Below are 26,770 nucleotides of genomic sequence, written 5' to 3' on the forward strand. Positions count from 1 at the left end.
TTTATTCCTCCAAAATATTTTTAAGTATATTAACTCGTTCATTCCAAAATTCCTCATAAAAGGATAACCAGTCTTTTACTTCTTTCAATGGGGCTGCATTTAAGCGATATCTTGTTTCTCTCCCTATTTTCCGATTCGTTACTAAATCAGCTTCTTTTAGGATTGTTAAGTGCTTGGACACAGCTGTACGCCCCATTTCAAATTGAGATGTTAGTTTATATAGTGGTAACTCATCTGCTTGAGCTAACAAATGAATTAATTTTCGTCTAGTTGGATCGGCAATTGCTACAAAGACATCCGTTCTTTGTACTGTATTATTCAAAATCCTCCCCCCTCACCTTAATAGGACACCAATCAGTGTCATAATTATATGACACCATTTAGTGTCCAGTCAATGGTAATTTTTCTAGAAATAAAAAAACAGTGAGTATAGTTTGTCCTATCTCACTGTTTTCCACCCGAATCTTTATTCTATTTTTCACTTACCAAATCTACATTCTTACTTAAAAACTCATCCAACATAAAACGAACTTCATCTGTTGACTTTGTATTCATTAATTCATTTCTTAACTCACTTGCTCCTCTAAATCCACGAACATATATCTTGAAAAAGCGACGTAGTGGCTTGAACAAGCGTGGTTCTATTTCAGAATATTTATCAAAAAGATCTAAATGTAACCTTAAAAGATCTAACAACTCTTGACTACTATGCTCTCGACGCTCTTTTTCAAATGCAAATGGATTTTTAAAAATACCTCTTCCAATCATAACCCCATCGACACCATATTTCTGAGCTAGCTCTAATCCAGTTTGACGATCAGGAATATCACCATTAATGGTCAATAGTGTTTGTGGTGCAACCTCGTCACGTAGCTTCTTAATCTCGGGGATTAACTCCCAATGGGCATCGACATTACTCATTTCCTTTTTCGTGCGGAGATGAATGGAAAGATTTACAATGTCTTGTTTCAAAATGTGTGTAAGCCAATCACGCCATTCGTCTACATATGTGTATCCAAGTCTAGTCTTCACACTAACGGGTAATCCTCCCGCTTTTGCTGCTTGAATTAATTCTGCTGCAACATCTGGACGGCGGATTAAACCACAGCCTTTACCATTCCCTGCTACATTTGCGACAGGGCAACCCATATTTATATCAATACCACGAAAACCTTTTTCTGCCATTCCAATACTCATTTGACGAAAGTATTCAGGCTTATCTCCCCATATATGAGCAACGATTGGTTGTTCATCTTCTGTAAAAGTTAAGCGCCCGCGTACACTTTGTTGTCCATCTGGGTGGCAGTAACTCTCCGTATTGGTAAACTCCGTGAAAAACACATCTGGTCTACCCGCTGCACTCACTACGTGGCGAAATACAACATCTGTCACATCTTCCATTGGTGCTAGTACAAAAAATGGCCGTGGTAACTCATGCCAAAAATTATTCTTCATGTTAAACAACCCTCTCAATTTATATAAAACGATATCTCGTGAAGTCTATTAAAATTTTTTTCAGACACAATATTATACTCTATTTTTTATTTAATCACAATTTACCCTCGTTCATCTACTATACCAACATTTCTTATATAAAATGTACATTAACAATAGCTAAATTTATTAAATTACCATAAAAAGGAGTTAACACAATATGAAAAACTCGGGCTCCATAATGGAACCCGAGTAATATTCTTTCTTAGGGGAGAATCATTCATGTGATACGATAAACTCCGCGTTCCCCACAACCTCATACTCACCAATATTATAAGGCAAAATGAAATGACTTCCTTTTTCTATATGAAAAGACTGTTCTCCAATTTTTACATCAGCTGTTCCTTCGACAACACTAACTTGTAAAAAGTCTTTGTTTAATGTACGTGTAGCTTTCCCATCTAGCTTCCAATGATAAACGGTAAAATACTGTTCCTCGACGAGTTTTTTCTCTACTAGATCACCAATTACGGTTTCGATTTGCTCAACCTCTGCATCTTTGTGGGGAATCGTTGTTACCTCTTTCGCACGGTCTAGATGTAATTCACGCTTATTCCCAGCAGAATCCATTCTATCGTAATCATAGACACGATATGTAATGTCTGAGCTTTGTTGCGTTTCTAAAATTACAATTCCTTTCCCAATCGCATGAATTGTACCGCTTGGAACGTAGACAAAATCTCCTGCTTTCACCTTGATACGTCTTAATAGCTCGTCCCATTTTCCTTGGTCTATCATTTGCTCTAATTCTTCACGAGATTGTGCATGATGGCCTAAAACTAGCTCAGCTCCCTCTTCCGCACTTAACACATACCAACATTCTGTTTTACCGTATGGAACCCCTTCTACATTTCGAGCAAACTCATCATTAGGATGTACTTGAACGGATAAATCTTCTGCTGCGTCTAATATCTTAACCAAAAGTGGATATTCTTTCTGCTCGGTAGACTGTTTATTAAAGAGCTCTCCATGTTCATTCCATGCGTGTTCTAACGTTTTTCCTTGCAACGGACCATTTGCGATCATACTTGATCCGTGTGGAAGTGCTGAAATTACCCATGCCTCACCTGTTTTTTCATAAGGTATCTCATATTTGAAATCAGTTCGTAACTTTTGTCCTCCCCATATTCTTTCTTGAAAAACTGGTTCTAAAAAAATAGGTTCACTTTTATACATGATTACCTCCTGATTTTATGTAAAGTAATACGGAAAAGAGAGCAATTAGCTCTCTTTTCCATGTTGCACCGTCACACATGTCACTCGATTGTTTCTAAAAGTTTTAGAGCATCTTGTTTCATTGTAACATTTAGCAGTTGTTCTCTGAAGTTGTCGTCCATAAGTTTTCTTGAAAGCATTTGTAAGATTTTTAAATGTGCGTCTCCTGCTGATTTTTCAGGAACAGCAATCATGAAAATTAATTTGGCATCTGTTCCGTCTAAGCTTTTCCAGTCTACTCCATCACGTTTGATTCCGAAGACAACAGCTGGACGTTTTACCGCAGGCGATTTACCATGAGGGATTGCAATATTCATCCCTAATCCTGTCGAACTTTGTGCTTCACGATTTAAGATAGCTTGTTTAAAATCTTCTTTTGATTGTAGAACACCCGCACCATCCAATTTCTCAATCATTTCATCAATAATGGATTCTTGGGTACTTCCTTCCAAGTTTGTTTCAATTAGATCAAGACTCGTAATATCCGTTAATTTGTTAATTTCTAGATTGTTAATCTCTTCTAATTTTTCCTCAGGCTTCACTTCTTCTACCTCTACTTGAGCTTGTGAAACCTCACCTACACCTGCTGCTGCAGGTGCAAAATTATCCACATTCTTCTTAAGAGCAATAACCATAAACGCTGCAACAATTGATCCGATAATCGCAGCAACAAAGAACATGAGTACGTTATCTACCGCACCTAATACGGCAACAATTGGTCCACCATGCGCAACACGATCTCCGACATTAAAAATCATCGCAATGACGGCACCGACAATCGATCCAGTCATAATACTTGGAATAACTCGTAATGGGTCTTGTGCTGCAAAAGGAATCGCTCCTTCAGTAATTCCAAATAACCCCATCGTAAACGAAGCTTTTCCTGCTTCTCTTTCTGTTTGGTTAAATTTACGTTTGTTAATAAAAGTAGCAAGTCCTAATCCAATTGGCGGAATACAAATTGCAACCGCAATTGGTCCCATAATCTCGTAGTTTCCTTCTGCAATCATGGCGGATCCAAATAAGAAAGCAACTTTATTAAATGGACCTCCCATATCAACTGCAATCATTGCACCAAGGATAACTGCTAAAAGAATCGAGCTTCCTCCTTGCATTCCTGATAACCATGTGGTTAATCCTTCAAATACTTGAGCAACAGGACCTCCAATGATATAAATAAATAATAATCCAACAATTACTGATGATAAAATTGGAATGAAAATAATCGGCATAACTGGTTGAACTGCTTTCGGAACTTTTATTTTCTTAATTGCAAGCGCAACATAACCTGCTAAGAATCCGGCAATAATCCCACCTATAAAACCGGCACCAGCTTCACTTCCATAAAAACTACCATTGTTCGCAATATAACCACCAATCATTCCCGGTACTAATCCAGGACGATCGGCAATACTAACGGCGATAAATCCTGCTAGGATTGGAACCATGAACATGAAGGCAGTACCACCAAGAGCTTCAATTTGATGCCATATAGAATCTTCTGGAATGACGATTCCACCTGGTGTTTGTTCTCCGCCAAGTGTTAATGCAAGGGCTATCAATAATCCTCCAACAACAATGAATGGAACCATATAAGAAACGCCACTCATTAAATGCTTATAAATTGGATTTTCTTTTTTTGCACCTTGTTTCCCTGCATTTGATGTTGCTAATTCCGGTTTGTAAATTGGCACATCTCCACTTTGAATCTTTTTGATCAATTCTTCTGGTTTGCGGATTCCATCTTGAACCCCCGTAACGATTACCTTTTTACCAGCAAAACGATCTTTCGGTACTTCTTTGTCAGCTGCAATGATAATACCATCTGCTTCTGCAATGTCTTGTTCTGTTAAAGCATTTTCTACTCCAATTGAACCTTGTGTTTCTACCTTTATATCAACGCCCAACGTTTCGCCTGCTTTTTGTAAGTTTTCAGCAGCCATATACGTATGCGCTATACCAACTGGACAAGCTGTAACAGCTAATATTTTTGCCATCACTATTCCTCCTTTTAATAAATCGAGAACCGCTTACATTTATATTAGAATAATTTTCCCTATTAAATCTTTTTTATTTTTACCATAATATGTGGTAATTATTTTTTATTATGTTTATACCCTTATAACATAGGTGTACTCGTAAATTTTTAGCAAGAAACAAGCGGAAGAAGGCACAAAAAAAGAGCGTTACTCGCTCTTTTTTTTCAAGGTTTGTATAAAGCTCTTATAATCTTTGGATGCTGTTAATTGAAATACTAGCTTAGGTGATTCACTCAACGCTGCAATTGTACCCATGATTTTGCGAATATCTTGATGATTCTTTTTTGATATCGCTAACAAGAATACAACGGAGACAAGTTCCTCTCCCCATTTGATTGGTTTTTTTAGAACTGCAGTAACAACAACAGATTGTTTGATCATGGAAGGATCACCATGTGGGATAGCGATTCCTCCACCAATAGCAGTAGAAGACTTTCTCTCCCTGTTCACTGCACTATGTATGTACTCTTTTGAGACATATCCTTTTTCATATAGGTGAGTTGCTAGCATTTCTACTATTTCATACCGGTGTTCCAGTTCAACTTGTAAAAAGACGGAATCCTCTTCTAGATAAGTGGACAGGACATACGGATCAAACCCTTTTTGATTATGTTCGTTCAACCTTTCAACAAATTGACTAAGTTTCTCCTTATCCTCTTTTCCAAATAGTGGTGATATAACTAGTTGTGGGTTGTTAAGATTCTTTAGAGGTATAGTAGAAATAATAAAGTCAACTTGGGATTTTCTTAGAAAATCTTGCACCTCACTCTTACCAATGCAAGCTACAATCGTAATTTCTTGATATCTTTGTTCAATCTTTGCTTGTAATAAACGGGATATTCCCGTGCCCAAATGACATACAATTAAAGCACTCTTCTTCTCCATCTTTTTCCGATCTAATCTCTCAATAGAGGCCTGAAAATGAAGAACTATATAGGCAGCTTCGTCTTCTGGAATCTCCAAATCAAAAGCTTGATTGATTTCTTCCAAAGCTAAAATAACCATGCTAAACATATATGGATACATTTTTTTAATATTTACTAGCAAAGGATTCGTTATTGGGAAACCAAACTTAATACGGTTAATGACAGAGTACAAATGAACCTCTAAACCATTTAATAATATAGAATCATCGCTAAATGGAAATTGTGTGAGTACCTCCATCTTTTCCATGAGTCCATTTACTATTTTAGTAACATTTTTATCATAGACAGTCTGTAAGCCTTCTTCCATTCGCTTACTACTGATCAAATGCCAAGTAAAGTACACATGCTCCTCTTCTGGAAAGGTCATTCCAAAAGCGGACTCCAAACGAGTAAAAAGCCACACTGTATATTGATACTCCTTGTACTCCCTCGCTTTGTTAATCTCGAGTTCTTGCACAAAAACAGTTGCCCTTTGACGTGTTCGTTTTATCATCACTAGCGCATGAACTACCAAACTTGTGAAAGCTTCATCTGTAAAAGCAAATGAAAATTTCTCCTGCATATCCTCGAGTGCTTTTCGTACGGTTGAAATCTCATATGGCAAAAATAAATCCAGCACATAATTTTTTTCACTGTCTGAAGTAGGAATTAGCTGTGACAAATGGGCTAAAGCATTTCTTTTATGTAGTTCAGATCCCTGAAGTACCGTACCTAACCTTGGTTTTGACACAAGTTCAAGATAATAATCTTTAAGCCATTCAGTAATTATCTCCATATCTTTTTTTATTGTAGCCTTAGGCACATAATAGTTATGAGCTAAATCCTGCAAAATGATGGGCTTATGACTTGTAAGAAGGACATAAGCAATCTCAAATACCCGCTCTTCACTTGATTTTGGTTCACTTGAAAGGAGTGAGTTAAAAATGGTAGAGCGATCTTCCTCACTTATTTCTAATGTAATCCCTACACCAGGCTTTCGTATTAAGTCAGCATTCGGATAATCCAGAAGAAACTCCTCTAGCTGATCTAAATCATTTCGTACTGTTTTCTCCGAACAATCTAGTTCCTCTGATAATTGCTTTATTAGCAAATCTTCTTTAAGGAGCAACATTTTCAGTAACTCTCTTTGTCTATTATTCATACGTACACCTGCTTATTTAATCAACATCATACATTGAGTATATCCTTTATTCATCTGTTAAACAAACGTTCGAACATATGGTTGTGACTCTCGTAATAAAACAACAAATATCCATATACTAGCAACATCAAGCTATAGATGAGGAAAACAAAAAATGATGTAATCATTACATAAACATAAACCAGTTTTTAAAAGAAACTAGGATACTAGAAAGGATGATATGAAACATGGATAATTCAAGTTTACTTGGACTCAAACCAGCAATGGGTTGGAACTCTTGGAACACTTTTACGTGGGATATAAATGAGCAACTAATTAGAGATGTAGCAGACCGCTTTGTTTCAGAAGGGTATAAGGATGCCGGGTACGAATATATTGTTATCGATGACTGTTGGAGTTTAAAAGAAAGAGATGCTGAAGGAAATCTAGTACCAGATCCTAAGAAATTCCCAAGTGGGATGAAAGCATTGGCAAATTATATACATTCAAAGGGTTTAAAGTTCGGTATGTATTCTTGCGTTGGTACCCATACTTGCGCAGGCTTTCCTGGAAGTTTTGAACACGAATTCCAAGATGCACAATTATTTGCAGAATGGGGAGTAGATTATTTAAAATACGATTATTGCTTTAAGCCTCGCAATATTTCAGGGGAACTGCTGTACAAACGCATGAGTCTAGCCCTAAAAAATTGTGGAAGGGATATTTTATTTTCCGCATGTAATTGGGGAGCAGACAATGTGTACGATTGGATTCGTGAATCTGGTGCACATATGTACAGATCCACAGGCGATATACAGGATAACTGGGATTCGATAAAAAATATCGCTATTTCACAACTTGATAAAGGAAGTTATACAGGTTCCTTCTGTCATAATGATATGGACATGCTCGTTGTAGGTATGTACGGAGGCAGCAATAATGACTTTATCGGAAGTAAAATTGGTGGCTGTAGCGACAATGAATATAAAACACATTTCTCATTATGGAGTATGATGGGATCTCCGCTTATGATAGGTTGTGATATACGTAATGCAAATCAAGTAACGAAGGATATTTTGCTAAATCCTGAACTTATTGCAATCAATCAAGATACGGAAGGGCGAGGGGCTTATCGAATTAAACCTGAGCCACAATGGTTCCATTCAGATGATGTTTTCATGCTTGTAAAAGTTCTTACAGATGGCGACCTAGCTATAGGCTTCTTTAATCTGAGCGACACTCAAAGAGAGATTTCTTTATTATTCTGGGATCTCGGACTTCCGTCTGCAACAGGTTATTCACTAGAACTGTATGATTGCTGGGAGCATAAGGAACTCGGAACATTTAAAGAACGATTTTCTCCGGTCGTACCAGCACATGATTGTTTAGTTGTACGGGCAAAACTGGTTAAGTAACATGAGTTTGAGTAGTAACAGGACGTGCCGGACATGTCGAGTTCCACTTCAGACAGATGATGTGGCCATTTATCTAAAGCTTGTCTCCAGAACGGCACAAGATTTTTTATGTATTGATTGTCTAGGAGAAAAACTAAACTGTGGTCGCGAACCAATTGAAAAACTAATTAAATACTATCGTGAATCTGGTATGTGTGTCTTATTCCGTTAAACTTGATTCGTATATAACGTCATATATTCGGTAGGAGTATGTGACGTTATTTTTTTAAAAACCTTTGAAAAATATAACTGATCTCGATAACCTACAGAATAAGCAACTGATTTAATAGATAGGTCCGCTGACTTTAATAGTTCACAAGCCCGCTTAATTCTGTATTGAGTTAAATAAGCAGAAATAGACATTCCTGTTTCCCTTTTAAACAAGCGGAATAAATAGCTACGTTCTACCTTAGTTACATCCACAATGTCCGATACTTTTATCGTATCTCTCCAATAATTGTTATGGATATAACCTTTCGCTTCTTCTACATAATCTGCTTGCTGAAATATATTTTCCTTTTGATAATACTCTAAATAATAGGAAATTAGTAAACGTAACTTGGCATCACATCGAATCTTTTCAAATCTCCTATTAGTGGCGTTTACTCCAAAATTGAAATAAGGCATAAAATTCACATCGACTCCGGGCAAAACAGGGTTGCTGGGTTCAAGCTCTGTCTGAGCCAGTAGATGACCAGCTTCATCACCAGAAAACTCTACCCAAACATACTCCCACGGATCCTGCCCATCTGGATAATAGTATATTTCCATATGTGGATATATAAGAAAGCTTTCTCCAGCCTGTAGTGGAAAAATGCCCTGTCTTGTCTCTAAAAATCCCTTCCCGCTAATAATATAGTGCAAAGCAAAAATATCACGTACACCTGGTCCCCACTTATGCGTATTAGGAGGCTTATGGCCACTGCTAATAAAACTCAAATTATTATTAAAATGAGAATGACGAAGGGATTGTATGTCAATCTCATTATTTAGCTGCACCATTCACGAGTTCCTCCATTTCTATCATTCTACTTATTAATTCATAAACTTTTCGTTAAACTATAACAACCGCCTTATTTAATAACCATTGTCCAATCATTTCTCAATAAAAGAAAGCAGTATTTATGTAAATTAATACAAACTTCCAATTTCAATATTTTCTGGTACTTTATAAGGATTTTCTTTATTTATTCTGTCATAAAACATAATACCATTTAAATGATCAATTTCATGTTGAATAACAATAGATTGATACCCCTTAAATCTAAAAGTTTTTTCATTACCATCTATGTCATATGCTTTCACCTTGATTCGTTCATATCTCGGTACTAATCCATCGACTTGCCTATCAACCGAAAGACAACCTTCTCCTTCCGGTAAATAAATCATATTAATGGAGTGACTAATAATTTTTGGATTAATAAGCATGAACTGGCCTTCATTTTCCTCAAAAAGTGCTGCAAACATCCTTTTATCAAGACCAATTTGATTTGCAGATAAGCCCACTCCAGCTCGAAGGTTATATTTCTTAGAAATAATCGGATCTCGACTGTTTTTTAAATATTGAAGCATACACTTCAATGCTTCTTTATCTTCAGTTGAAACAGGAAGGTTAACTGGATTTGTTTTCTTTCTTAATATATCAGAACCTTCCTTGATAATATCCTTCATTGTAATCATGTATTTTGAGTCAAACTTACTCATACAGAAACACCTCGTCTACTTCCTTGTTTAATACTTTTGCAATTATAAATGCTAATTCAAGTGTTGGATCATACTTATCATTTTCATACTTTTTATTTTAAGACAAGACTAATGTAGTAGGAGTTATGATGAAAAATCCCAAGCTGGATTCCAGACGATTTCCCACAAATGTCCATCCGGGTCTTGGAAATATCCAGAATACCCACCCCAGAAAGTATCATGTGCTGGGACTGTAATGACAGCACCCGCTTCCCGTGCTTGTTCCATTACTTGATCAACCTCTTCTTTGCTCTCTACATTGTGCCCAATTGTAAAATCAGTTGGACTTTTTGGTGTCTGTTTGATACTCGTATCATGCGCAATATCTTCACGTTTCCAAATAGCTAGCTTTAATCCCGATTGCAAATCAAAAAATGCAACAGCACCGTGCTCAAATTCTTGTCCTATAATTCCTTCTGTCGATAATCCAAGTCCATCTCGATAAAATTTCAATGACCTCTCTAAGTCATCTACACCTATAGTAATTACTGAAATTCTTGGTTTCATCATAAACCTCCTATCAAAATTTATCCTATATAATGTAATATCATGAGGTTGTTTTTTCCCTTTTATAAAAGAATATATAAATTCTCAATAAACTCCAACCCTTAAATGGTTAATTATTCTCATCACGTAATTCCATATAAAGTATAACATTTCAATGCTTGTAATTTATCTCGTTCTTTACCTCAAGGTCCATATTGTTGGTGAAGGATACTAATGATGAATACCAGGGAGGTAACTGAATCAATACTTACAGAAATTTCATCTAATTTATAACCTCATTTAAAAACTTTCTAGCTGCAAAGAAATAGTAAATGGTTTGCAGGATTAAATATAAACCCCCTATTGATAGAAAGTTTATCATTAGAATCGGGTTAGACATAATACCACCGCTATCTTGAGCTATTGTAATGATATAAAGATAGCTTAATATGATTCCTATAATTGGTGCCAAAAAGAACAAAATCCTCAGTTCTTTTGTAACGATCTTTTTCACTTCTTTTTTTGTAATTCCTATCTTATATAATTTTCTATATTTTATTCTTTCCTGTTCAATATCCGTAAATAGATTCAAGTACACTAGAATAAACGTCGCAAAGAAAAATAAGATACTTAAAAATGTGGATATAAAAAATAGTAACCCGCCATCTATTCTACTCGCATTGTATTCATTTATTTTGGAAACAGGCTCTAACAACTCCCTTTCTGAGTATGGAGATAATTGCCCTAAGGGATACTCGTCCATTTTCGGAGTTAATTGATTTTTTGCATGTAATTTATTCTCTAATTCATTCACTGCATCAGCTGATTTTTTCCAGCCGGATATTTCTAACCAATGTACTTCTGCAGTGTAAACATCTAGCTTATTTCTTAACATCTCGTAATCTGCTTCGCTTACTAAAATAAAATCAGGATTATAATAACGAAAACGATAATCAAATATCGGTTCTATCACTATATCCTGCAATGCTAACGATATGTTTTCCTCCCCATTATTAAAATTTAATCCCTCAGTATAATCGCTATTTTCCTCTGAAGTAGTAGAACTAATCCAATAAATATATTTTCCTTCGCTAATATGAAGCTGCGTTTCTGAGACTTGATTAAAACTTTCTACTGACATAAACGTATACCTGTACATAAAATTCCATTGGGGGTGAAATTCGAAGTAATCAAATGTTTCTAGTAGTTGATGCTCAAGGATTACATGATTGTTATTATGAAATGTTTCAGAGAGTTCATCGAATGAGATGATATTTTTTGTTTCCGTTTGGACGAATGCTACATCGTATGGAAGTTCTTCCACTATATTTTCAGCACTAGAGTAGAAGTTTAAGGTCATAGTGCTATAAAAAATAGTCACCATTGCCATTATGATAATAAGCATAAATGTCGATTTTAGTTGTTTAATTTTATAATCAATGCTCGTTAAACTTAAGAGTCTACGATAATAGATACTCGGATACTTTTTCGTATACTTAAGTAAAAAACTAGCAAACCGGGAAACTGCCAAATATAAACCTATGAAAAGACTAATTGTACATAATATAAAGAGTGTGCCTTCTCCCCACTCATATATATCTTTAAATATGGTCTGATCCAGGTAAAATTTCTTTTCATACGTAAATATATATAGAATTGCCATCGAACATAAAATGATTCCGATTCCCAATACACCTAAAAATGGAGTTTTAACGGGCTTACTTTCAGATATGCGATCCCACTTCATGATTTTCACAAGTTCAGAGCTCTTCATCATGAACAAGGATTTACTTATCGCAAAGATAAAAACAATAAGAAAGATTCCGATTGTATAAAAAAACATCTTCCAATGAAGATAAAAGGAAATATCCGTTATCCCCACACTGCTCATTAAAGTAAGAAAAAATAAGCGTGAAAATACAATTCCTGCTAAAAGTCCAGTAGCAATGGAGACAAGTGCAATCCCTATATTTTCTAGACATATTAATTTTATCAGGTCACGATTAGACATACCTAACGTCATAAATAGCCCAAATTCTTTTTTTCTTCTTTTAATAAAAATAGAGTGAGCATAGCTGATGAAGAATACTGTAAAAATGAGTAACGCTACCGTTGGAATCATTAGTAATTCGTTCATCCCATGCTGTACTTGCGGATTATTCATAATGTTGTCGTTAAAAAAGAGAGTTGAAAACATAAAGAAAACCATGACAGTAAAGCTGTTGCATAAAAAATAAAAGATGTACTTCCGTTTATTTACCTTTGTCATTTTCCACACAAGTTGCTTAAATGTCATAGCCTTCTCCCCCTAAAACAGCGAGACTATCCATAATTTGATTAATAAATTCTTTCCTAGTTCCCTTCTTTTCAATATGCGAATGAATTCTACCATCTTTTATAAAGGTGACTTTATTACAATAACTTGCAGCAAACACATCATGAGTAACAACTAAAATCGTTGTTTGAAATTCCGTTACTATTTTCTCAAAGCATTTTAGGATAGTAGCAGATGATTTAGAATCTAAATTTCCTGTTGGTTCATCCGCCAATATAATATCTGGTTCATTTACAAGTGCTCTACTTACTGCTACTCTTTGTTGCTGACCTCCAGATATTTGATAAGGATATTTATTAGCTATATCATTAATCCCAAATAAGTTCATCATCTCCAGCGCCTTCTCTTCCATATAAAAAGCACTTTTTTTCTCTAAAATCATAGGTACCATAATATTTTCTTTAACAGTTAAGCTATCTAACAAATTAAACTCCTGAAATACAAAACCTAGCTGTCTTCTGCGAAATAGTGCCAGTTCATCACCGCTCATATTACTTATTTCTTTCCCAGAGATAATCACTTCACCTGAAGTAGGCTTGTCAATTCCACTTAATAAATTCAATAAGGTAGTTTTGCCACTTCCCGACGGGCCCATAATGGCAAGAAATTCTCCTTTATTCATGGAAAGACTGACATCTTCTAAAGCTCTCGTAGCACCTGCTTCTCCTTCATCTCCATATAGCTTCACTAAATCATTTGCTAGTAATATAGTAATTGTTTACCCCTCCTTTAAGGATATTGTGAAAAATAGCTATATCCACCCATCTTATACGCTAAAAATACCTTACAATTTTGCAAGGCATTCTACATGAAACTATGTTCCTTTTTACACATCTGTTTGATTGTTAACTAGTCGTACTGATTTTTCTATTTAAGCTCTGTTAAGCTCTGTTGTTGATTTTCGCTCCTGTACACTCTCTTTCCGCGTGCACGGCCTCAGCTAGCTTGGCAAAGAAAACCGCTTTGCCATGTGGATCTTCGGCTCGTGCTGTTCCCGCAGGAGTCTCGTGTACATCCGCTACAATCAACTAAATTGTTAACAACAATGAACTTTAACAAAGCCTTTATTTAAAACTCCCCCATAAATTGCTTCTTTCGATCAACTATATATTAAATTGTAAGCCATTACTTATTAATAAACAATTACAAATATATTGAAAAGATTAGGAAAAGGCATGAAAAAACTCGGGCTCCTGATGAGGAAAACCCGAGATTTTATTAAAGATTTACAATTTCAATTCCAGTCTCGCAACTGCTTCTACGTGATTCGTTTGAGGAAACATGTCCACTGGTTGCACTTCAATCGTTTTATATCCGCCATCTTCCAATATTTTTAAGTCACGAGCTAATGTTGCTGGGTTGCAAGAGACGTATACTACTTTTTTCGGTTTCATCTTTATTATCGTATCAAGTAGGGCTTGATCACAACCTTTGCGTGGTGGATCCACAACCAGTACATCTGCTTTATTTCCTTGAGCGTACCATTTTGGAATAACAGTCTCTGCTTCCCCAACAGCAAATTCAGCATTTTCCATATCGTTTAATTCTGCATTTCTTTTTGCATCCGCAATTGCTTCTGGTACAATCTCTACGCCAAAAACTTTCTTCGCTTTTTGGGCGAGAAATAGAGAGATTGTTCCGATTCCGCAGTATGCATCAATGACTGATTCTTCTCCGCTTAAATCTGCATATTCCAGTGCTTTATTATATAAGACCTTTGTTTGCTCTGGATTTACTTGATAAAAGGAGCGTGCAGATATCGCAAATTTAATATCTCCAATAAAGTCATAAATGACGTCTTCTCCCCAAAGTACTTTTGTCTCTTCCCCAAATATTACATTCGTCCGTTTTGAATTAATGTTTTGCACAATGGATTTAATTCCTGGAATTTCTTTCGTAATCTCTTGTATAATCTTTTTCACATTTGGTATCTCTTGTGTACGAGTAATGAATACAATCATAATTTCGCCGGTTACTTGTCCATTACGAGCCATTACGTGACGAAGAGTACCTTTATGAGTTTGTTCATTATAAGCACGTACGCCATATTTCCCACAAATTTCTTTCACTTTTCGTAACACTATATCATTTTGTTCATGTTGAATGAGACACGCATCCATATCTATGATGTCATGAGAGCGTTGTTGATAAAAGCCTCCGATAAGTCCACCTTCTCGTTCACCTATTGGCACTTGTGATTTATTACGATAACGCCAAGGGTTATCCATCCCAAGTACTGGGTGAACTACAACATTATCTAACTTCCCAATTCGTTCTAATACATCTCGAACTTGTTTCTCTTTCGCAATTAATTGTCCTTTATAACTGAGATGCTGAAGCTGACAACCGCCACACTCTTTGTATATAGGGCATTCTGGCTGAACGCGGTATTCACTCTCTTCGTAAATCTCCATCAAACGGCCAAAACCATAGCCTTTATTTAATTTTACAACTTTAATTTTTCCTCTTTCTCCAGGGAGGGCATTGGGAACAAATAGAGGATATCCCTCAACTTTTGCAACACCATTTCCGTCATGTGTTAAGTCTTCAAAAGTTACATCTATATAATCGTTTTTTTGTACGGGTGCTTGAAATTTAGCCATTATGTTCGTCCTTTTCGTTCTGATTTCAATGAATAGATTGTATCATACTCCAATTCATTATCGAAACCTCTTTGCCATGCATGATAATAATGACATATGTAAAACATAGATGGGTATAACTAGTAGAAAGGTATTTCTATTAAAATCAATAGAAGGAGTTAATGTTTATGGGAAAATTGTTCGAAAGAGCCCAACAGTTTGGTAAATCCTTCATGTTACCAATTGCTGTATTACCTGCTGCAGGGTTACTCCTCGGAATCGGTGGGGCATTATCAAATCCAAATACAATTAAAGCCTATCCTTTTCTAGACGTTGCCTGGTTACAATCTATTTTCACCATCATGTCCAGTGCAGGGAATGTTATATTTGCTAATCTAGCTTTACTTTTTGCTATTGGGGTTGCAGTTGGATTAGCGAAAAGCGATAAAGGGACTGCTGGCCTAGCTGGTATGCTCGGCTTTCTCGTAATGAATGCAACTATCTCGGCTTTGCTGACGATAACTGGTGACTTGAATACAGAAGATCCAGCATCTGCGGGTCAAGGTTTAGTTCTAGGCATTCATACTCTGGAAACAGGAGTATTTGGTGGAGTAGTTGTAGGTATTCTCGTTGCTTTACTTCACAATCGATATAATAAGAAACAATTACCTCCATTTTTAGGATTCTTTAGCGGATCGCGCTTTGTCCCAATCGTTTCTTCATTTGCCACCATCTTTCTTGGTGTTCTCATGTTTCTTGTTTGGCCGTTTATCCAAGCTGGAATCTTTAAAATGGGTGGGCTAGTTGAAGCGACAGGTTATATTGGTACACTTATTTATGGATTTGTACTTCGCTTATTAGGACCTTTTGGACTTCATCATATTTTCTATATGCCATTTTGGACAACAAGTTTAGGTGGATCACTAGTTGTCGATGGACAATTAATAGAAGGTACACAACGAATCTTCTTTGCTCAACTAGCAGATCCAACAGTTGAACAATTTTACATTGGCACTGCTAGATTCATGTCTGGGCGCTTTATTACCATGATGTTTGGTCTTATCGGTGCTGCTTATGCTATATATAGAACTGCAAAACCTGAGAATAAGAAGGTTGTAGCTGGATTAATGGGTTCTGCAGCACTAACATCATTCTTAACCGGAATTACTGAACCAATCGAATTTTCCTTCTTATTCCTAGCACCATTACTATATGTATTGCATGCATTCCTAGATGGATTAGCGTTTATGTTGGCCCATATTTTCGAAATAACGATTGGACAAACTTTCTCAGGCGGATTTATTGATTTTATTCTATTTGGAATATTACAGGGGAATGCAAAGACAAACTGGATCATTGTTCCGTTAATTGGGATTCCGTGGTTCTTTGTCTACTTTTTCTTATTCTCTTTCTTCATCAAAAAGTTCAACTTAAAAACACCAGGTAGAGAAGATGAAGTTGCTCGAACTGAAACTGTAAATACAAGCGAGAGAGCGGAAACGATTATTTCTGCTTTAGGTGGTGCTGAAAATTTAACAAATGTAGATTGTTGTGCAACTCGCTTACGTGTAAGTGTAAACGATGCAGATAAAGTCGACGAAGATTTATTAAAACAAACAGGTGCCAAAGGTGTTGTGAAAAAAGGGAATGGCGTCCAAGTTATTTATGGACCACATGTAACCATCATTAAAAACGAAATATCAGAAATCGTAGGTGAATAATAATATGTTAGAGAAAGTGAAGCTTGGACTTATTGCATCATGTCAAGCGTTGGAAGACGAACCATTACACAGTTCTTTTATCATGGCGAAAATGGCATTAGCAGCTAGCCTTGGTGGTGCGGTAGGAATTCGTGCCAATTCAAAAGAAGATATACTCGCCATTAAGAAAGAAGTAGATTTACCTGTTGTCGGGATTGTAAAACGCGATTATCCAGATAGTGAAGTGTTTATTACTGCTACCAAAAAAGAAATCATTGAACTATTAGAATCTGGTTGTGAAATGATTGCAATGGATGCTACATTACGGAAACGTCCTAATGGTGAAACATTAAGTGATCTTGTTTCATTTGTTAGAAGCGAGCATCCTCACATTCAATTAATGGCTGATATCTCCACATTAGAGGATGCAATCGGAGCTGAAAAACTAGGATTTGATTGTGTTTCAACAACTTTATACGGTTATACGGAAGAAACAAAAGAACATAAATTATACGATAATGATTTCTCATTTATTAAAGATGTACTAGAAAAGGTGAAAATTCCTGTAATTGCAGAGGGGAATGTCATAACACCAGAAATGGCAAAAACCGTTATCTCACTAGGGTCTTATGCTGTTGTAGTAGGTGGTGCGATTTCTCGACCAAAGCAAATTACAGAGCGTTTTGTGGATGCAATTAAAGAAGCAAAGTAAATTTAAGAGGCTGGGACAAAACGATTTGACCTGGATGTAAATCCGAACAATGTAAGTATAGCTATACCGCTTCGGAAATACACTTCGCTTTCCGCGGGCGGCTGATGAGCCTCCTCGTGCTTATTGCACTGCGGGGTCTCATCGAGGCCTTTGCTCCCGCAGGAGTCTTCGTGTATTTCCTCCGCTGGTAACTATTAAATTTTATATTTGATAAATTGACCGAACTATCTTGTTATTTAATCAAGTTATAGTTCGGTTTTTACTTGAAACAACCTTTCTTTGTCCCACTCTTTCTTTATTAAACTATCTAAGAAATTTACAAAGCACTGTCGATTGGTATTTTCCCACCAGACCATACTTTTTTCGCTGTCCAGTCTGCTTCACCTTGCCAGAATGGATCATCTTCAGGTAATCCAAGTGGTAAAAATACGGTTGCACATAAGTATAAACTACCTGTAGAAATATACACTTCTCCAAGTTCAGGTTGGTGGCCACAGAGCCCAATTTGTAACCAACCTTCCTCATCGAATGTCCCAGGTTGCTCTATCACACGCCCAATAACGGCTGTTAATGCACATCTCACCTGATTTGGCTCTAAATTTCCCCCTAATTTATGTTGGAGTGCCATTTGGGCCAAATGTTGAAAGGCACCGAAACGATAAGCGATGGATCTGCCAACAACGGGGAAAGTTCCTTCTGGTGAAATACTTCTTTCTTGAATGACTGCATATCTTGTTGCACGGGAATTTATCGATTCTTTCATCTGCTTCCAATCCCATGATTGATCCCCTATGTGTTCGATGATATCGACAAGCATTGGTTGAATGACGAAGCTGTTATAATAATCCATGTGAAATTCTACTCCGTCACTGTACATACCGTCCCCGACATACCATTGTTCATGTTGCTTCAACGCAAAATCAATACGCATTGGGTCCCAGTCTTCTTCCCCTACTAAAAAAAGTGCTGTCTCAATCATCGCAGAGAATAGAAGCCAATTACTAAAGAACGGTTTTCTTGATCTTGTTGCTTTCAGTGCTTGCACCACATTCTTTTTCACTTCTGGTTCTAGCTTATGAAATAATTCGTCTGGAGCACGTACAATAGCGTGCGCAAGAAAAGCCGCATCTACAATTGGTTGATGTCCTTTTGAGAAATTCATATAGTCTAATGAACTTGGATTTGTCGCTGCATCCATTCCTTTTCTAGCGAGTTCGGCATACTGCTTGCGTAAACGCCCTTCTTCTCCTCCTGTTCTCGGACCTGTTTCTAACCACGGAGCTATTCCACACAATAATCGTCCAAACGCTTCTAGGTAAGTAAAATTATCACGATAATCTACTTTTCCTTCGACTGGCATTAATCGCTTTAGTTGCTGATTAGATAATGCATTCAATACCGGGAATGCAATTTTACTCATTGTTTGCAGCCAATAAATTCGGTCGTTCGCCATTTTTATATCGCCTCACTTTTACGCCATAATGAGTGATTTTTCCTTTGTTATTCCCCATACTAATGGTTCATTATTTACATATCGCTTCAGTTCTGCCACCATATACTCTCCCATCCGATGGCATTCCTCTGACATTGACCCCGCAATGTGCGGAGTAAGGATGACATTTTCTAACGTAAATAATGGTGAATGTACAACAGGTGGTTCTGGATATGTTACATCTAATACTGCAAATAGATCTTGTCGTTGTTTTAATACTTCTATCATTTCAGGCTCATTAATTACAGCACCTCTGGATGTATTAATTAGAGTTGCATTTGTTTTCATACTACTAATTAACTCACCTGTAATTAATCCTTCTGTTTCCTTTAACCATGGCGTATGTAGGGATACAACATCTGATTTCTGAAAAACTTCCTCTAGTGAGCAAAGTTTCACACCCAATTTTGCCGCAGTTTCTTCAGATACATACGGGTCGTAAGCAATAACATTCATATCAAATTGCTTCAATTTCTCACATACTTTACTACCGACCATCCCTAGAGACACTATCCCTACAGTGGAACGAAAACCACCAGGGACATCCCGTTTCGATGTAAAAGCTCTTTCTTTCTTTGTGTTTAAAACGTAATGCCAACCTCGTTTAAGTGAAAATAAAATTTGCGATAATGCATATTCGACAACTGGTTCGGCATTAGCTGCATATGCACTTGTTATCTGGATATTTCTTTCCCAAAATGCATCAGTAACAAAACCTTTTATCGTACCAGCCCCATAAAATATTGCTTTCAAATTAGGTGCTGCTGCTAGGAACTCTTCATCTAGTAAAGGACAACCCCAGCCGGAAAAAATAACATCTGCCTCTTTTAATAAATGGAGGTTTTCTTTGATCGTGAACCTCGTTTGCGGCTCTGCATAAATATCTACATATTGTTTTATTTTTTCATATGAGCTTCCGTATATTAAGTCAACATTATCCAGTATAAACAAACCTTTTAACATAAGATTTCCTTCCTTCTACATTCAGAATGGAGAAAAAGGGGTCTATCCCCCTTTTATACTAATTCTATGAATCTTTCTTTCATTTTTGCTAGGACTTCGTCTCCTGGTGTGTTCCAAACTTTTTGATTAAAGATTTCCACTTCAATTGGACCATTATATCCTGCTTGTTCCACTGCTAAGCGAATAGGGCGTAAATCGATGACACCATCCCCCATCATGCCACGTGCCATTAATAAATCTGGTGTTGGAACAATCCAATCAGAAACATGGTAGCCTAGTATTCTACCAGATGCACGGGCTATTTGATTATAAAGATCCGGATCCCACCATAAATGGAAAACATCTACGATAACCCCTACTTCATCTACATGGTAATTTTCTGCAATATCATTTGCCTGTGCCAATGTATTAATGACGGACCTTTCCGCTGCATACATTGGATGCAATGGTTCAATCCCAAGCTTAACTCCTCTTTCTTTTGCATACGGAACAATTTGAGCAATTCCGTCCTCTACCATTTGTCTTGCACCAACTAAGTCTTTATTTGGAGCAGGACCACAAACTAATACAAGTACATCCGTTCCAAGTTCAGCTGCTTCATCAATTGCACGGCGATTATCATCTATTCTAGCTTGACGCTCTTGTTCAGTAGCTGCTGGAAACATACCACCTCTGCAAATACTAGAAACTTTTATCCCAGCATCTTGGATAATCTTTTTACTTTCTTTTAAGCCAATCTCTTCTATTTTATGTCTCCAAACGGAAATCCAAGGAATTTCAGCACGAAGGCAACCATTAACTGCCTCCTTCAAACTCCATTTATCTAGTGTAATTTGATTAAAGCTTAATCTCTCAATTGATTGTAACTGGTGCATTTTTATCCTCCTAGTTAATACCTGCAAGTTCCGTCACAAGCTTCATTCTGTTTGTAGCAAGCTCTGGGTCTACTAACAAACCTGCCTCATCTGCAAGGACAAATAGTTGGCATAGGTGTGTAATTGATCTTGCACTTTCCGCTCCACCAATCATGCGAAAATGGGATTGATGACCATTTAAATAAGCCATGAATACAATTCCTGTCTTATAGGAATAAGTTGGAGCTTGAAAAATATGCCTTGATAATGGAACTGTTTTTTCTAGTATTTCATGATACTTTTTGTTGTTTCCTTCATCTAAAGCATGGAGTGCTGCCGATGCTGCAGGAGCAATAGCATCAAAGATTCCTAGTAATGCATCACTGTGTCCATACTCGTCCCCTTCAATAAGACGCGCATAATTAAAATCATCACCAGTATACATTCGAACACCATCTGGTAGGAGTCGTCTCATCCTAATTTCTTTTTCAGCATCCAGCAATGATATTTTAATACCATCGACTTTATCAGCATTTTCATGGATAACGCGTAAACATACTTCCATTGCTTTATCTAAGTCCGTATGCCCCCAGTATCCTTTTAGCGCCGGGTCAAACATTTCGCCTAACCAATGTAATATGACTGGACGTTTTACATTTTGGAGAATATGACGGTATACGTGTTCATAGTCTTCTGGACTTTTTGCTACGGCTGCAAGTGCACGACTAGCCATCAAAATAATTTGACCACCCTGAGCTTCCACAAATTCACATTGTTCTTCATAAGCAGCAATAACTTCATCGATAGTTACATCAGGATGAGGAATAAGCTGGTCCGTACCCGCTCCACATGCAATTCGGCCACCTACAGCTTTCGCTTCTGCAACAGAACGAGAGATTAATTCTTTTGCCATCTCCCAATTCAATCCCATTCCTCGTTGTGCTGTATCCATTGCTTCTGCCACCGCTAACCCAAGGGACCATAAATGACGGCGATACGCTAATGTATTTTCCCAGTCAATTTGAGCATCTTTCAATGGATCAGTGTTTGCAAATGGGTTACTAACTACATGTGCTGCTGAAAAGGCTACTCTACTTTTAAATGGTTGTTCCTTAATAGTAAATTCTGATCCTTTTCCAGCAGTATACGTATAGAGAGAACCATTTTCATTCAACAGTGTTAAAGAACTCACTTATTTCACCCCTTGTAGTTCAAGACTCGGTACTTCCAGCCAACGTCGTTCTTCCCATGACTGAATTCCAAGGTTCGATAGTTGCGTTCCTTTTGCACCTTCTAATAAATCCCACGGGAACGGGTCATCTAACATTACATGTTTTAGGAATAATTCCCATTGAATCTTAAATGCATTTTCAAAAACTTGGTTGTTTGGAACTTCTGTCCATTGTTCTGTAAAATTGAATGGGTTTTCAATATCTGGGTTCCAAACAGGTTTTGGTGTATTAACACGATGCTGTGTTTTACAATCTCTCAATCCAGCAACTGCGCTGCCCTCTGTACCATCCACTTGTATTGTTAATAAATCATCACGGTTTACCCTAACTGCCCAAGAAGAGTTTACTTGTGCAATAATGCCACCTTCTAGCTCAAATGTTGCATAAGCTGCATCATCAGCTGTACATTCATACTCGTTGCCATTCTCATCTATTCGTGTCGGAATATGTGTTGTAGCGATACAAGAAACAGCCTTTACGTCTCCGAATAAATGGTCTAATACATAGCGCCAATGTGCAAACATGTCGACAATGATTCCACCGCCATCTTCTTTTCGATAGTTCCATGACGGGCGTTGTCCTTCCTGCCAATCTCCTTCAAATACCCAGTATCCAAACTCCATTCGAACGGAAAGAATCCTTCCGAAAAACCCAGAATCTATTAATCTTTTTAATTTCATAATTCCAGGAAGGAATAACTTATCTTGTACTACCCCATTTTTCACACCAGCTTCTTTCGCAAGTGTAGCAAGCTCCAAAGATCCTTCTAAATTGGTTGCTGTTGGTTTTTCACAGTAAATATGTTTTCCCGCAGCAATTGCCTTCTTAATACTTTCCGCACGTCTTACCGTCGTTTGAGCATCAAAGTAAATTGGATATTCAGGATTAGCTAAACATTCCTCTAAATTTGTGCTCCACTTTTCTAGATTGTATTTTTCTGCTAATGCTCTTAGTTTTTGCTCATTCCGTCCCACTAAGATCGGTTCTGGTATGATGACATTTCCATTAGGAAGATGAATGCCACCTTGTTCACGGATGGCTAAAATCGAACGTACTAAATGCTGGTTCGTTCCCATTCTTCCTGTTACACCATTCATAATAATACCGACTCTTTGTACACTCATTCCATTCCCTACTTTCTCTTCATTGTTACCATCAGTGTAAACGATGACAATAGGACCGTCTTACGAAATTTGGAATCTTATTCTTAATATTGGAACTTAGTATGATAATATTTAAGTAGATTAGCTTTTGGAGGGGAAGCCATGACGTTAAAAAAGATTACATTACCGGAATGGGCAGCATTTTTATATGAAAGTCGACATAAGGAAGGCGATATTGTAAGCGTTCATCATCATGAGATTCATCAAATTTTATATGCGATTGAAGGACAAGGCGAGATTTTTCTAGATGGAAAGAAGTATTCTGTTTCCCAAGACCAAGCCGCATTAGTCGTCCCTTATACGAAACATTCTATTGTTTCCCATTCAAGCTTAACGTTATTAGTACTAGCTTTCGATATGCAAAGCTTAGGAGCTTTTGGTCAGCATGAATTAAACAATCGCTTTTTCTCCAATTCCAAATTAATTTATCCAGATGTTGTGGCAAGTAGCGAGCTTCGCTTATCTTTACGTAAGATGCTTTATGAACAAGCTAGTGAAAATAAGTTCTCAGGATGGGCATGTAAAATCAATCTTCTACAAATTTTATTGACATTGGCTCGCTCCGGAGAAAAAAGCCAAATTTTAGATACAAATAGTATACGAGCGGAAAAAATCAAACAATACATAGATACCTTCTACTATGAGCCACTCTCGGCTAATGATATCGCTGCAAGACTAGGGATTAGTACTAGGTATGTTAACTCCATATTTAAAGAACATTATCATAAAACACCTATACAATATTTAACAGATGTACGAATTGAAACTGCAAAGAAACTATTAATAGAATCTGATAAAGACATTGTTACCATTTGTTTTGAAGTCGGCTATGAAACATTATCAACCTTCTACCGAGCATTCAAAAACACACTAAACATGTCACCAAACCAATTTAGAAACATAAATCAATAAGGTTAGCGAAAGCAATATGAGATTTATTAAACTGTGACAGTTGATTTACGCTAAATATGCCCTTCCTTTTAAACTACATTCAAGCATCTTTGATGAATTATAGAATTCATCCTATTTTGTGAAAAGCTTATGTTATAGATGGAATTGACTTTGCAACTAAATTTTAATATCTTATTTTAAAAATATTATTATAATACAGCAAAAAAAGGTATAAATCCCTTACAGTTTGGGATATTATACCTCCTTTTATTTCGGTACCAATTAGGCTTAATATTAATAGTTAGTAGACACCGTTGATTGGAGCGGCAGGCGGCGACTCCTGCGGGACTAGCGAGACAGGTGAGACCCTGGAAGGAGCTTTGCGACTGAAGCGGCTCACCGCTCGCCCGCGGAAAGCGTCCGCCTAGAGCGGAAATCAATAGTATGAATAGAGCTCTCTATTAGAAGGACTTTTTGTGCCCTTTTTTATGTTTGCCTCATTTTATTATTATTTTACACTTGCTAGATCCTTTAATTCTACTCGTTTCCCTTCACGATGGGATCTTGCTGCGGCTACATTAATGAGTGTTAAATTGATTGCATCTTCCTTTGTAATAGACGGAGAAGTTCCATTTATAATGGCTTCAGTCCATTGTTGCATCGGCATTGGTAAAGATGATAGATTTTCTGGAGTATGCCAGCCACCTTCAAGCTCTTTACTTTGAATACGCACACTGCCATCTTCTATTAAAAGAGAACCCTTTGTTCCAAATAATTCTAACTGGAATGGGCTACCAAATGAAACAAATCCTGCTTCAATAATACCAAGTGCACCTGATTCATACTCAACGAGTACAGTGGCATTATCGTCTACTCCAAGACCTTTCGTTTCTTGTAATTGCGCTTGAACAGATACTGCCTTTCCAGCTAACCGATTTGTTAAATATATTGGGTGTGCTCCTAAGTCTATTAGTGCACCTCCACCAGTTTGTTCTTCATTATAAAATCGTTCTGGAAGCCATCCTGTTCTTTCCCCTTCTTTTCCAAGGGCTCCATCATGTGCTAATCGACAACGAATTGTCGTCAATTTCCCTAACTTTCCTGAATCAAGTGCTTCTTGAGCATATATATAATAGTTCTCTGTAAGTCTTGGCAATGATAGCATTAAGTGAACATTGTTGGCTTCTACTGCATCATAAACCTCTTGACAGTCTTCTACAGAAAATGCAAGAACCTTTTCTGTGAAAATATGCTTTTTATGATTTGCAGCGGAAATAATGATATCCTTATGTAGATTTGTTGGTGTACTAATAATAATCGCATCAATTGCAGGATTAGATAAAACAGCTTCTAAATCTGCTTCAAAAGGAACTCCCAATTCTGCTGCCCACTTTTCTCCGCGTTCAGGTTCTTCATCCCAAACTAGTTTAATAGAAAGATTTGGGTTATCACTTGCATTTCTTGCATAATCATCCGCATGTACGTGCCATCTACTTAATAATGCTACATTAATCAAAGATTACACTCCCTTTATTATATGTTTGTAAGCCTTTGCAAGTTTCATTATAATGGAAAGGTTTACAAATTAATAGGTTAATATCTATTATTTTTATAACAACCTTATTATTGATAAATATAAAAAGCCTACCATGTACCACAGGTAGACCTTCCATAATTTATTTTTGATCATTACGGGGAACTAATTTAAAGATTTCGTGATCCTCGAATGCCTCTACTACGCGATCAAGCCATTCATAATACTCCAACATATACTTTAGTTTATCCATATCAACTTGTGCCATTTGCTTCACTTCATCATCAATATCATCATTCTCGATTAATTTGTGTAAGTCTCTCAATGACTTCTTAATTTCAATCATATGCATGGAAATGGCACTTTTCCATTTTGTTGAGAATAGATCAATAAAACTTTGATACCAATCTTCTTCTACTTTATAGAGGTCTTTACGAACACCTTTTTTCCATACTTGTTCAACCATTTTCAAGTCAGCTAGGGCTCGAACGGAGGTACTCATACTTGTTTTACTCATCCCAAGCTTTTCTTTCATATCATCAAGTGTCATCGGCTCATCGTTGAAAAACATCATTCCATATAATCTACCCGCAGACGGAGTAACTCCATATAGGTGGATATTTTGGGCAATTGTCTCAATTATCCGCTCTCGTGCTTTTTCAAGTTGTTCGATACCATCCAATTTGCTCACATCCTAAACGATATTACTGCCTAATTACTACTAACAGTATAATAATCGCTTATTTATTGTAAAGAATCAAGTTGCAGAGGATTTAGGAGCATTATGGAGGATATGTAAGAATTACGGTTGTTTGTTTCGTACAGTTTATTCTTT

Annotated in this window: 23 protein-coding genes and 1 pseudogene; 5 read left to right on the top strand and 19 right to left on the bottom strand. The window is 36.8% G+C overall.

Annotated features, from left to right (window positions below; genetic code table 11):
- Position 1 precedes the first annotated feature (1 nt).
- From ACFPM4_RS09830 to ACFPM4_RS09850, 5 genes are all read right to left on the bottom strand, one after another.
- Positions 2 to 322, bottom strand: a complete 321-nt coding sequence (locus ACFPM4_RS09830; RefSeq protein WP_144921865.1) for an ArsR/SmtB family transcription factor — start codon at positions 320 to 322, stop codon at positions 2 to 4.
- A gap of 149 nt (positions 323 to 471) precedes the next feature.
- Positions 472 to 1,455, bottom strand: coding sequence for a tRNA dihydrouridine synthase (locus tag ACFPM4_RS09835; RefSeq protein ID WP_144921863.1), 984 nt, complete (start codon positions 1,453 to 1,455; stop codon positions 472 to 474).
- Between the two features lie 255 nt (positions 1,456 to 1,710).
- Complete coding sequence (gene manA / locus ACFPM4_RS09840) at positions 1,711 to 2,670, bottom strand: mannose-6-phosphate isomerase, class I (protein ID WP_382350825.1); 960 nt, start codon at positions 2,668 to 2,670, stop codon at positions 1,711 to 1,713.
- Positions 2,671 to 2,750: 80 nt separating this feature from the next.
- Complete coding sequence (locus tag ACFPM4_RS09845) at positions 2,751 to 4,706, bottom strand: fructose-specific PTS transporter subunit EIIC (protein ID WP_382350828.1); 1,956 nt, start codon at positions 4,704 to 4,706, stop codon at positions 2,751 to 2,753.
- Between the two features lie 189 nt (positions 4,707 to 4,895).
- A complete protein-coding gene (locus tag ACFPM4_RS09850) occupies positions 4,896 to 6,815 on the bottom strand; it encodes a BglG family transcription antiterminator (RefSeq protein WP_382350831.1) in 1,920 nt (639 codons plus the stop codon).
- A 227-nt stretch (positions 6,816 to 7,042) separates the two neighbouring features.
- On the opposite strand from ACFPM4_RS09850, the gene ACFPM4_RS09855 reads away from it, so the two are divergent.
- Together ACFPM4_RS09855 and ACFPM4_RS09860 are read left to right on the top strand one after the other, a co-directional pair.
- A complete protein-coding gene (locus ACFPM4_RS09855) occupies positions 7,043 to 8,209 on the top strand; it encodes a glycoside hydrolase family 27 protein (protein ID WP_382350834.1) in 1,167 nt (388 codons plus the stop codon).
- Between the two features lies 1 nt (position 8,210).
- Entirely contained in the window at positions 8,211 to 8,420 is a 210-nt protein-coding gene (locus ACFPM4_RS09860; RefSeq protein ID WP_382350837.1) for a hypothetical protein, read from the top strand.
- On the opposite strand, the gene ACFPM4_RS09865 is transcribed toward ACFPM4_RS09860, so the two are convergent.
- From ACFPM4_RS09865 to rlmD, 7 genes and pseudogenes are all read right to left on the bottom strand, one after another.
- Complete coding sequence (locus ACFPM4_RS09865; protein WP_144927877.1) at positions 8,417 to 9,250, bottom strand: AraC family transcriptional regulator; 834 nt, start codon at positions 9,248 to 9,250, stop codon at positions 8,417 to 8,419. The genes ACFPM4_RS09860 and ACFPM4_RS09865 overlap by 4 nt on opposite strands.
- Positions 9,251 to 9,379: 129 nt before the next feature.
- Positions 9,380 to 9,952, bottom strand: a complete 573-nt coding sequence (def, locus tag ACFPM4_RS09870; protein WP_144927875.1) for a peptide deformylase — start codon at positions 9,950 to 9,952, stop codon at positions 9,380 to 9,382.
- Positions 9,945 to 10,037, bottom strand: a pseudogene (locus ACFPM4_RS09875) (helix-turn-helix transcriptional regulator); the annotation flags it as partial. The gene def and the pseudogene ACFPM4_RS09875, both read right to left, overlap by 8 nt.
- Positions 10,038 to 10,075: 38 nt before the next feature.
- Complete coding sequence (locus ACFPM4_RS09880) at positions 10,076 to 10,498, bottom strand: VOC family protein (protein WP_382350841.1); 423 nt, start codon at positions 10,496 to 10,498, stop codon at positions 10,076 to 10,078.
- 262 nt (positions 10,499 to 10,760) lie between these two features.
- On the bottom strand, positions 10,761 to 12,773 hold the full coding sequence (locus ACFPM4_RS09885) for an FtsX-like permease family protein (RefSeq protein ID WP_382350844.1): 2,013 nt from the start codon (positions 12,771 to 12,773) through the stop codon (positions 10,761 to 10,763).
- Positions 12,763 to 13,527, bottom strand: a complete 765-nt coding sequence (locus ACFPM4_RS09890; protein ID WP_382350996.1) for an ABC transporter ATP-binding protein — start codon at positions 13,525 to 13,527, stop codon at positions 12,763 to 12,765. The genes ACFPM4_RS09885 and ACFPM4_RS09890 overlap by 11 nt, the downstream gene beginning before the upstream one ends.
- A gap of 511 nt (positions 13,528 to 14,038) precedes the next feature.
- Positions 14,039 to 15,415, bottom strand: a complete 1,377-nt coding sequence (rlmD, locus tag ACFPM4_RS09895) for a 23S rRNA (uracil(1939)-C(5))-methyltransferase RlmD (protein WP_382350847.1) — start codon at positions 15,413 to 15,415, stop codon at positions 14,039 to 14,041.
- Positions 15,416 to 15,582: 167 nt separating this feature from the next.
- On the opposite strand from rlmD, the gene ptsG reads away from it, so the two are divergent.
- Complete coding sequence (gene ptsG / locus ACFPM4_RS09900) at positions 15,583 to 17,115, top strand: glucose-specific PTS transporter subunit IIBC (protein ID WP_382350850.1); 1,533 nt, start codon at positions 15,583 to 15,585, stop codon at positions 17,113 to 17,115.
- Between the two features lie 4 nt (positions 17,116 to 17,119).
- On the top strand, positions 17,120 to 17,806 hold the full coding sequence (locus ACFPM4_RS09905; RefSeq protein ID WP_382350853.1) for an N-acetylmannosamine-6-phosphate 2-epimerase: 687 nt from the start codon (positions 17,120 to 17,122) through the stop codon (positions 17,804 to 17,806).
- A 316-nt stretch (positions 17,807 to 18,122) separates the two neighbouring features.
- Here ACFPM4_RS09905 and ACFPM4_RS09910 read toward each other — a convergent pair whose 3' ends face one another.
- Genes ACFPM4_RS09910 through ACFPM4_RS09930 form a run of 5 tightly spaced genes read right to left on the bottom strand, consistent with a single transcriptional unit; the run spans position 18,123 to position 23,471 of the window.
- Positions 18,123 to 19,259 (bottom strand): DUF2264 domain-containing protein, encoded by a 1,137-nt coding sequence (locus ACFPM4_RS09910; RefSeq protein WP_382350856.1) that lies wholly within the window; start codon positions 19,257 to 19,259, stop codon positions 18,123 to 18,125.
- An 18-nt stretch (positions 19,260 to 19,277) separates the two neighbouring features.
- Positions 19,278 to 20,261, bottom strand: coding sequence for a hydroxyacid dehydrogenase (locus ACFPM4_RS09915; RefSeq protein WP_382350858.1), 984 nt, complete (start codon positions 20,259 to 20,261; stop codon positions 19,278 to 19,280).
- 53 nt (positions 20,262 to 20,314) lie between these two features.
- The gene (locus ACFPM4_RS09920; protein WP_382350861.1) at positions 20,315 to 21,136 is read right to left on the bottom strand and encodes a sugar phosphate isomerase/epimerase family protein; all 822 of its coding nucleotides are present in this window, start codon (positions 21,134 to 21,136) and stop codon (positions 20,315 to 20,317) included.
- Positions 21,137 to 21,146: 10 nt separating this feature from the next.
- Positions 21,147 to 22,307 (bottom strand): dihydrodipicolinate synthase family protein, encoded by a 1,161-nt coding sequence (locus tag ACFPM4_RS09925; protein WP_382350864.1) that lies wholly within the window; start codon positions 22,305 to 22,307, stop codon positions 21,147 to 21,149.
- Entirely contained in the window at positions 22,308 to 23,471 is a 1,164-nt protein-coding gene (locus ACFPM4_RS09930; RefSeq protein WP_144928928.1) for a Gfo/Idh/MocA family protein, read from the bottom strand.
- A 141-nt stretch (positions 23,472 to 23,612) separates the two neighbouring features.
- Here ACFPM4_RS09930 and ACFPM4_RS09935 point away from each other — a divergent pair, with 141 nt between their 5' ends.
- Positions 23,613 to 24,422, top strand: a complete 810-nt coding sequence (locus ACFPM4_RS09935; RefSeq protein ID WP_382350867.1) for a helix-turn-helix domain-containing protein — start codon at positions 23,613 to 23,615, stop codon at positions 24,420 to 24,422.
- A 487-nt stretch (positions 24,423 to 24,909) separates the two neighbouring features.
- Here ACFPM4_RS09935 and ACFPM4_RS09940 read toward each other — a convergent pair whose 3' ends face one another.
- Positions 24,910 to 25,917 carry a Gfo/Idh/MocA family protein gene (locus ACFPM4_RS09940; RefSeq protein ID WP_382350870.1) on the bottom strand — a complete coding sequence of 336 codons (1,008 nt, stop codon included), beginning with the start codon at positions 25,915 to 25,917 and terminating at the stop codon, positions 24,910 to 24,912.
- Positions 25,918 to 26,077: 160 nt separating this feature from the next.
- Positions 26,078 to 26,617: a GbsR/MarR family transcriptional regulator gene (locus tag ACFPM4_RS09945; RefSeq protein WP_144925938.1), complete on the bottom strand. Its 540-nt coding sequence runs from the start codon at positions 26,615 to 26,617 to the stop codon at positions 26,078 to 26,080.
- Positions 26,618 to 26,770: the final 153 nt, after the last annotated feature.

The sequence above is a fragment of the Lederbergia graminis genome, from assembly GCF_042655485.1.
In the GTDB taxonomy this organism is placed as follows: domain Bacteria; phylum Bacillota; class Bacilli; order Bacillales; family Bacillaceae_C; genus Lederbergia; species Lederbergia graminis.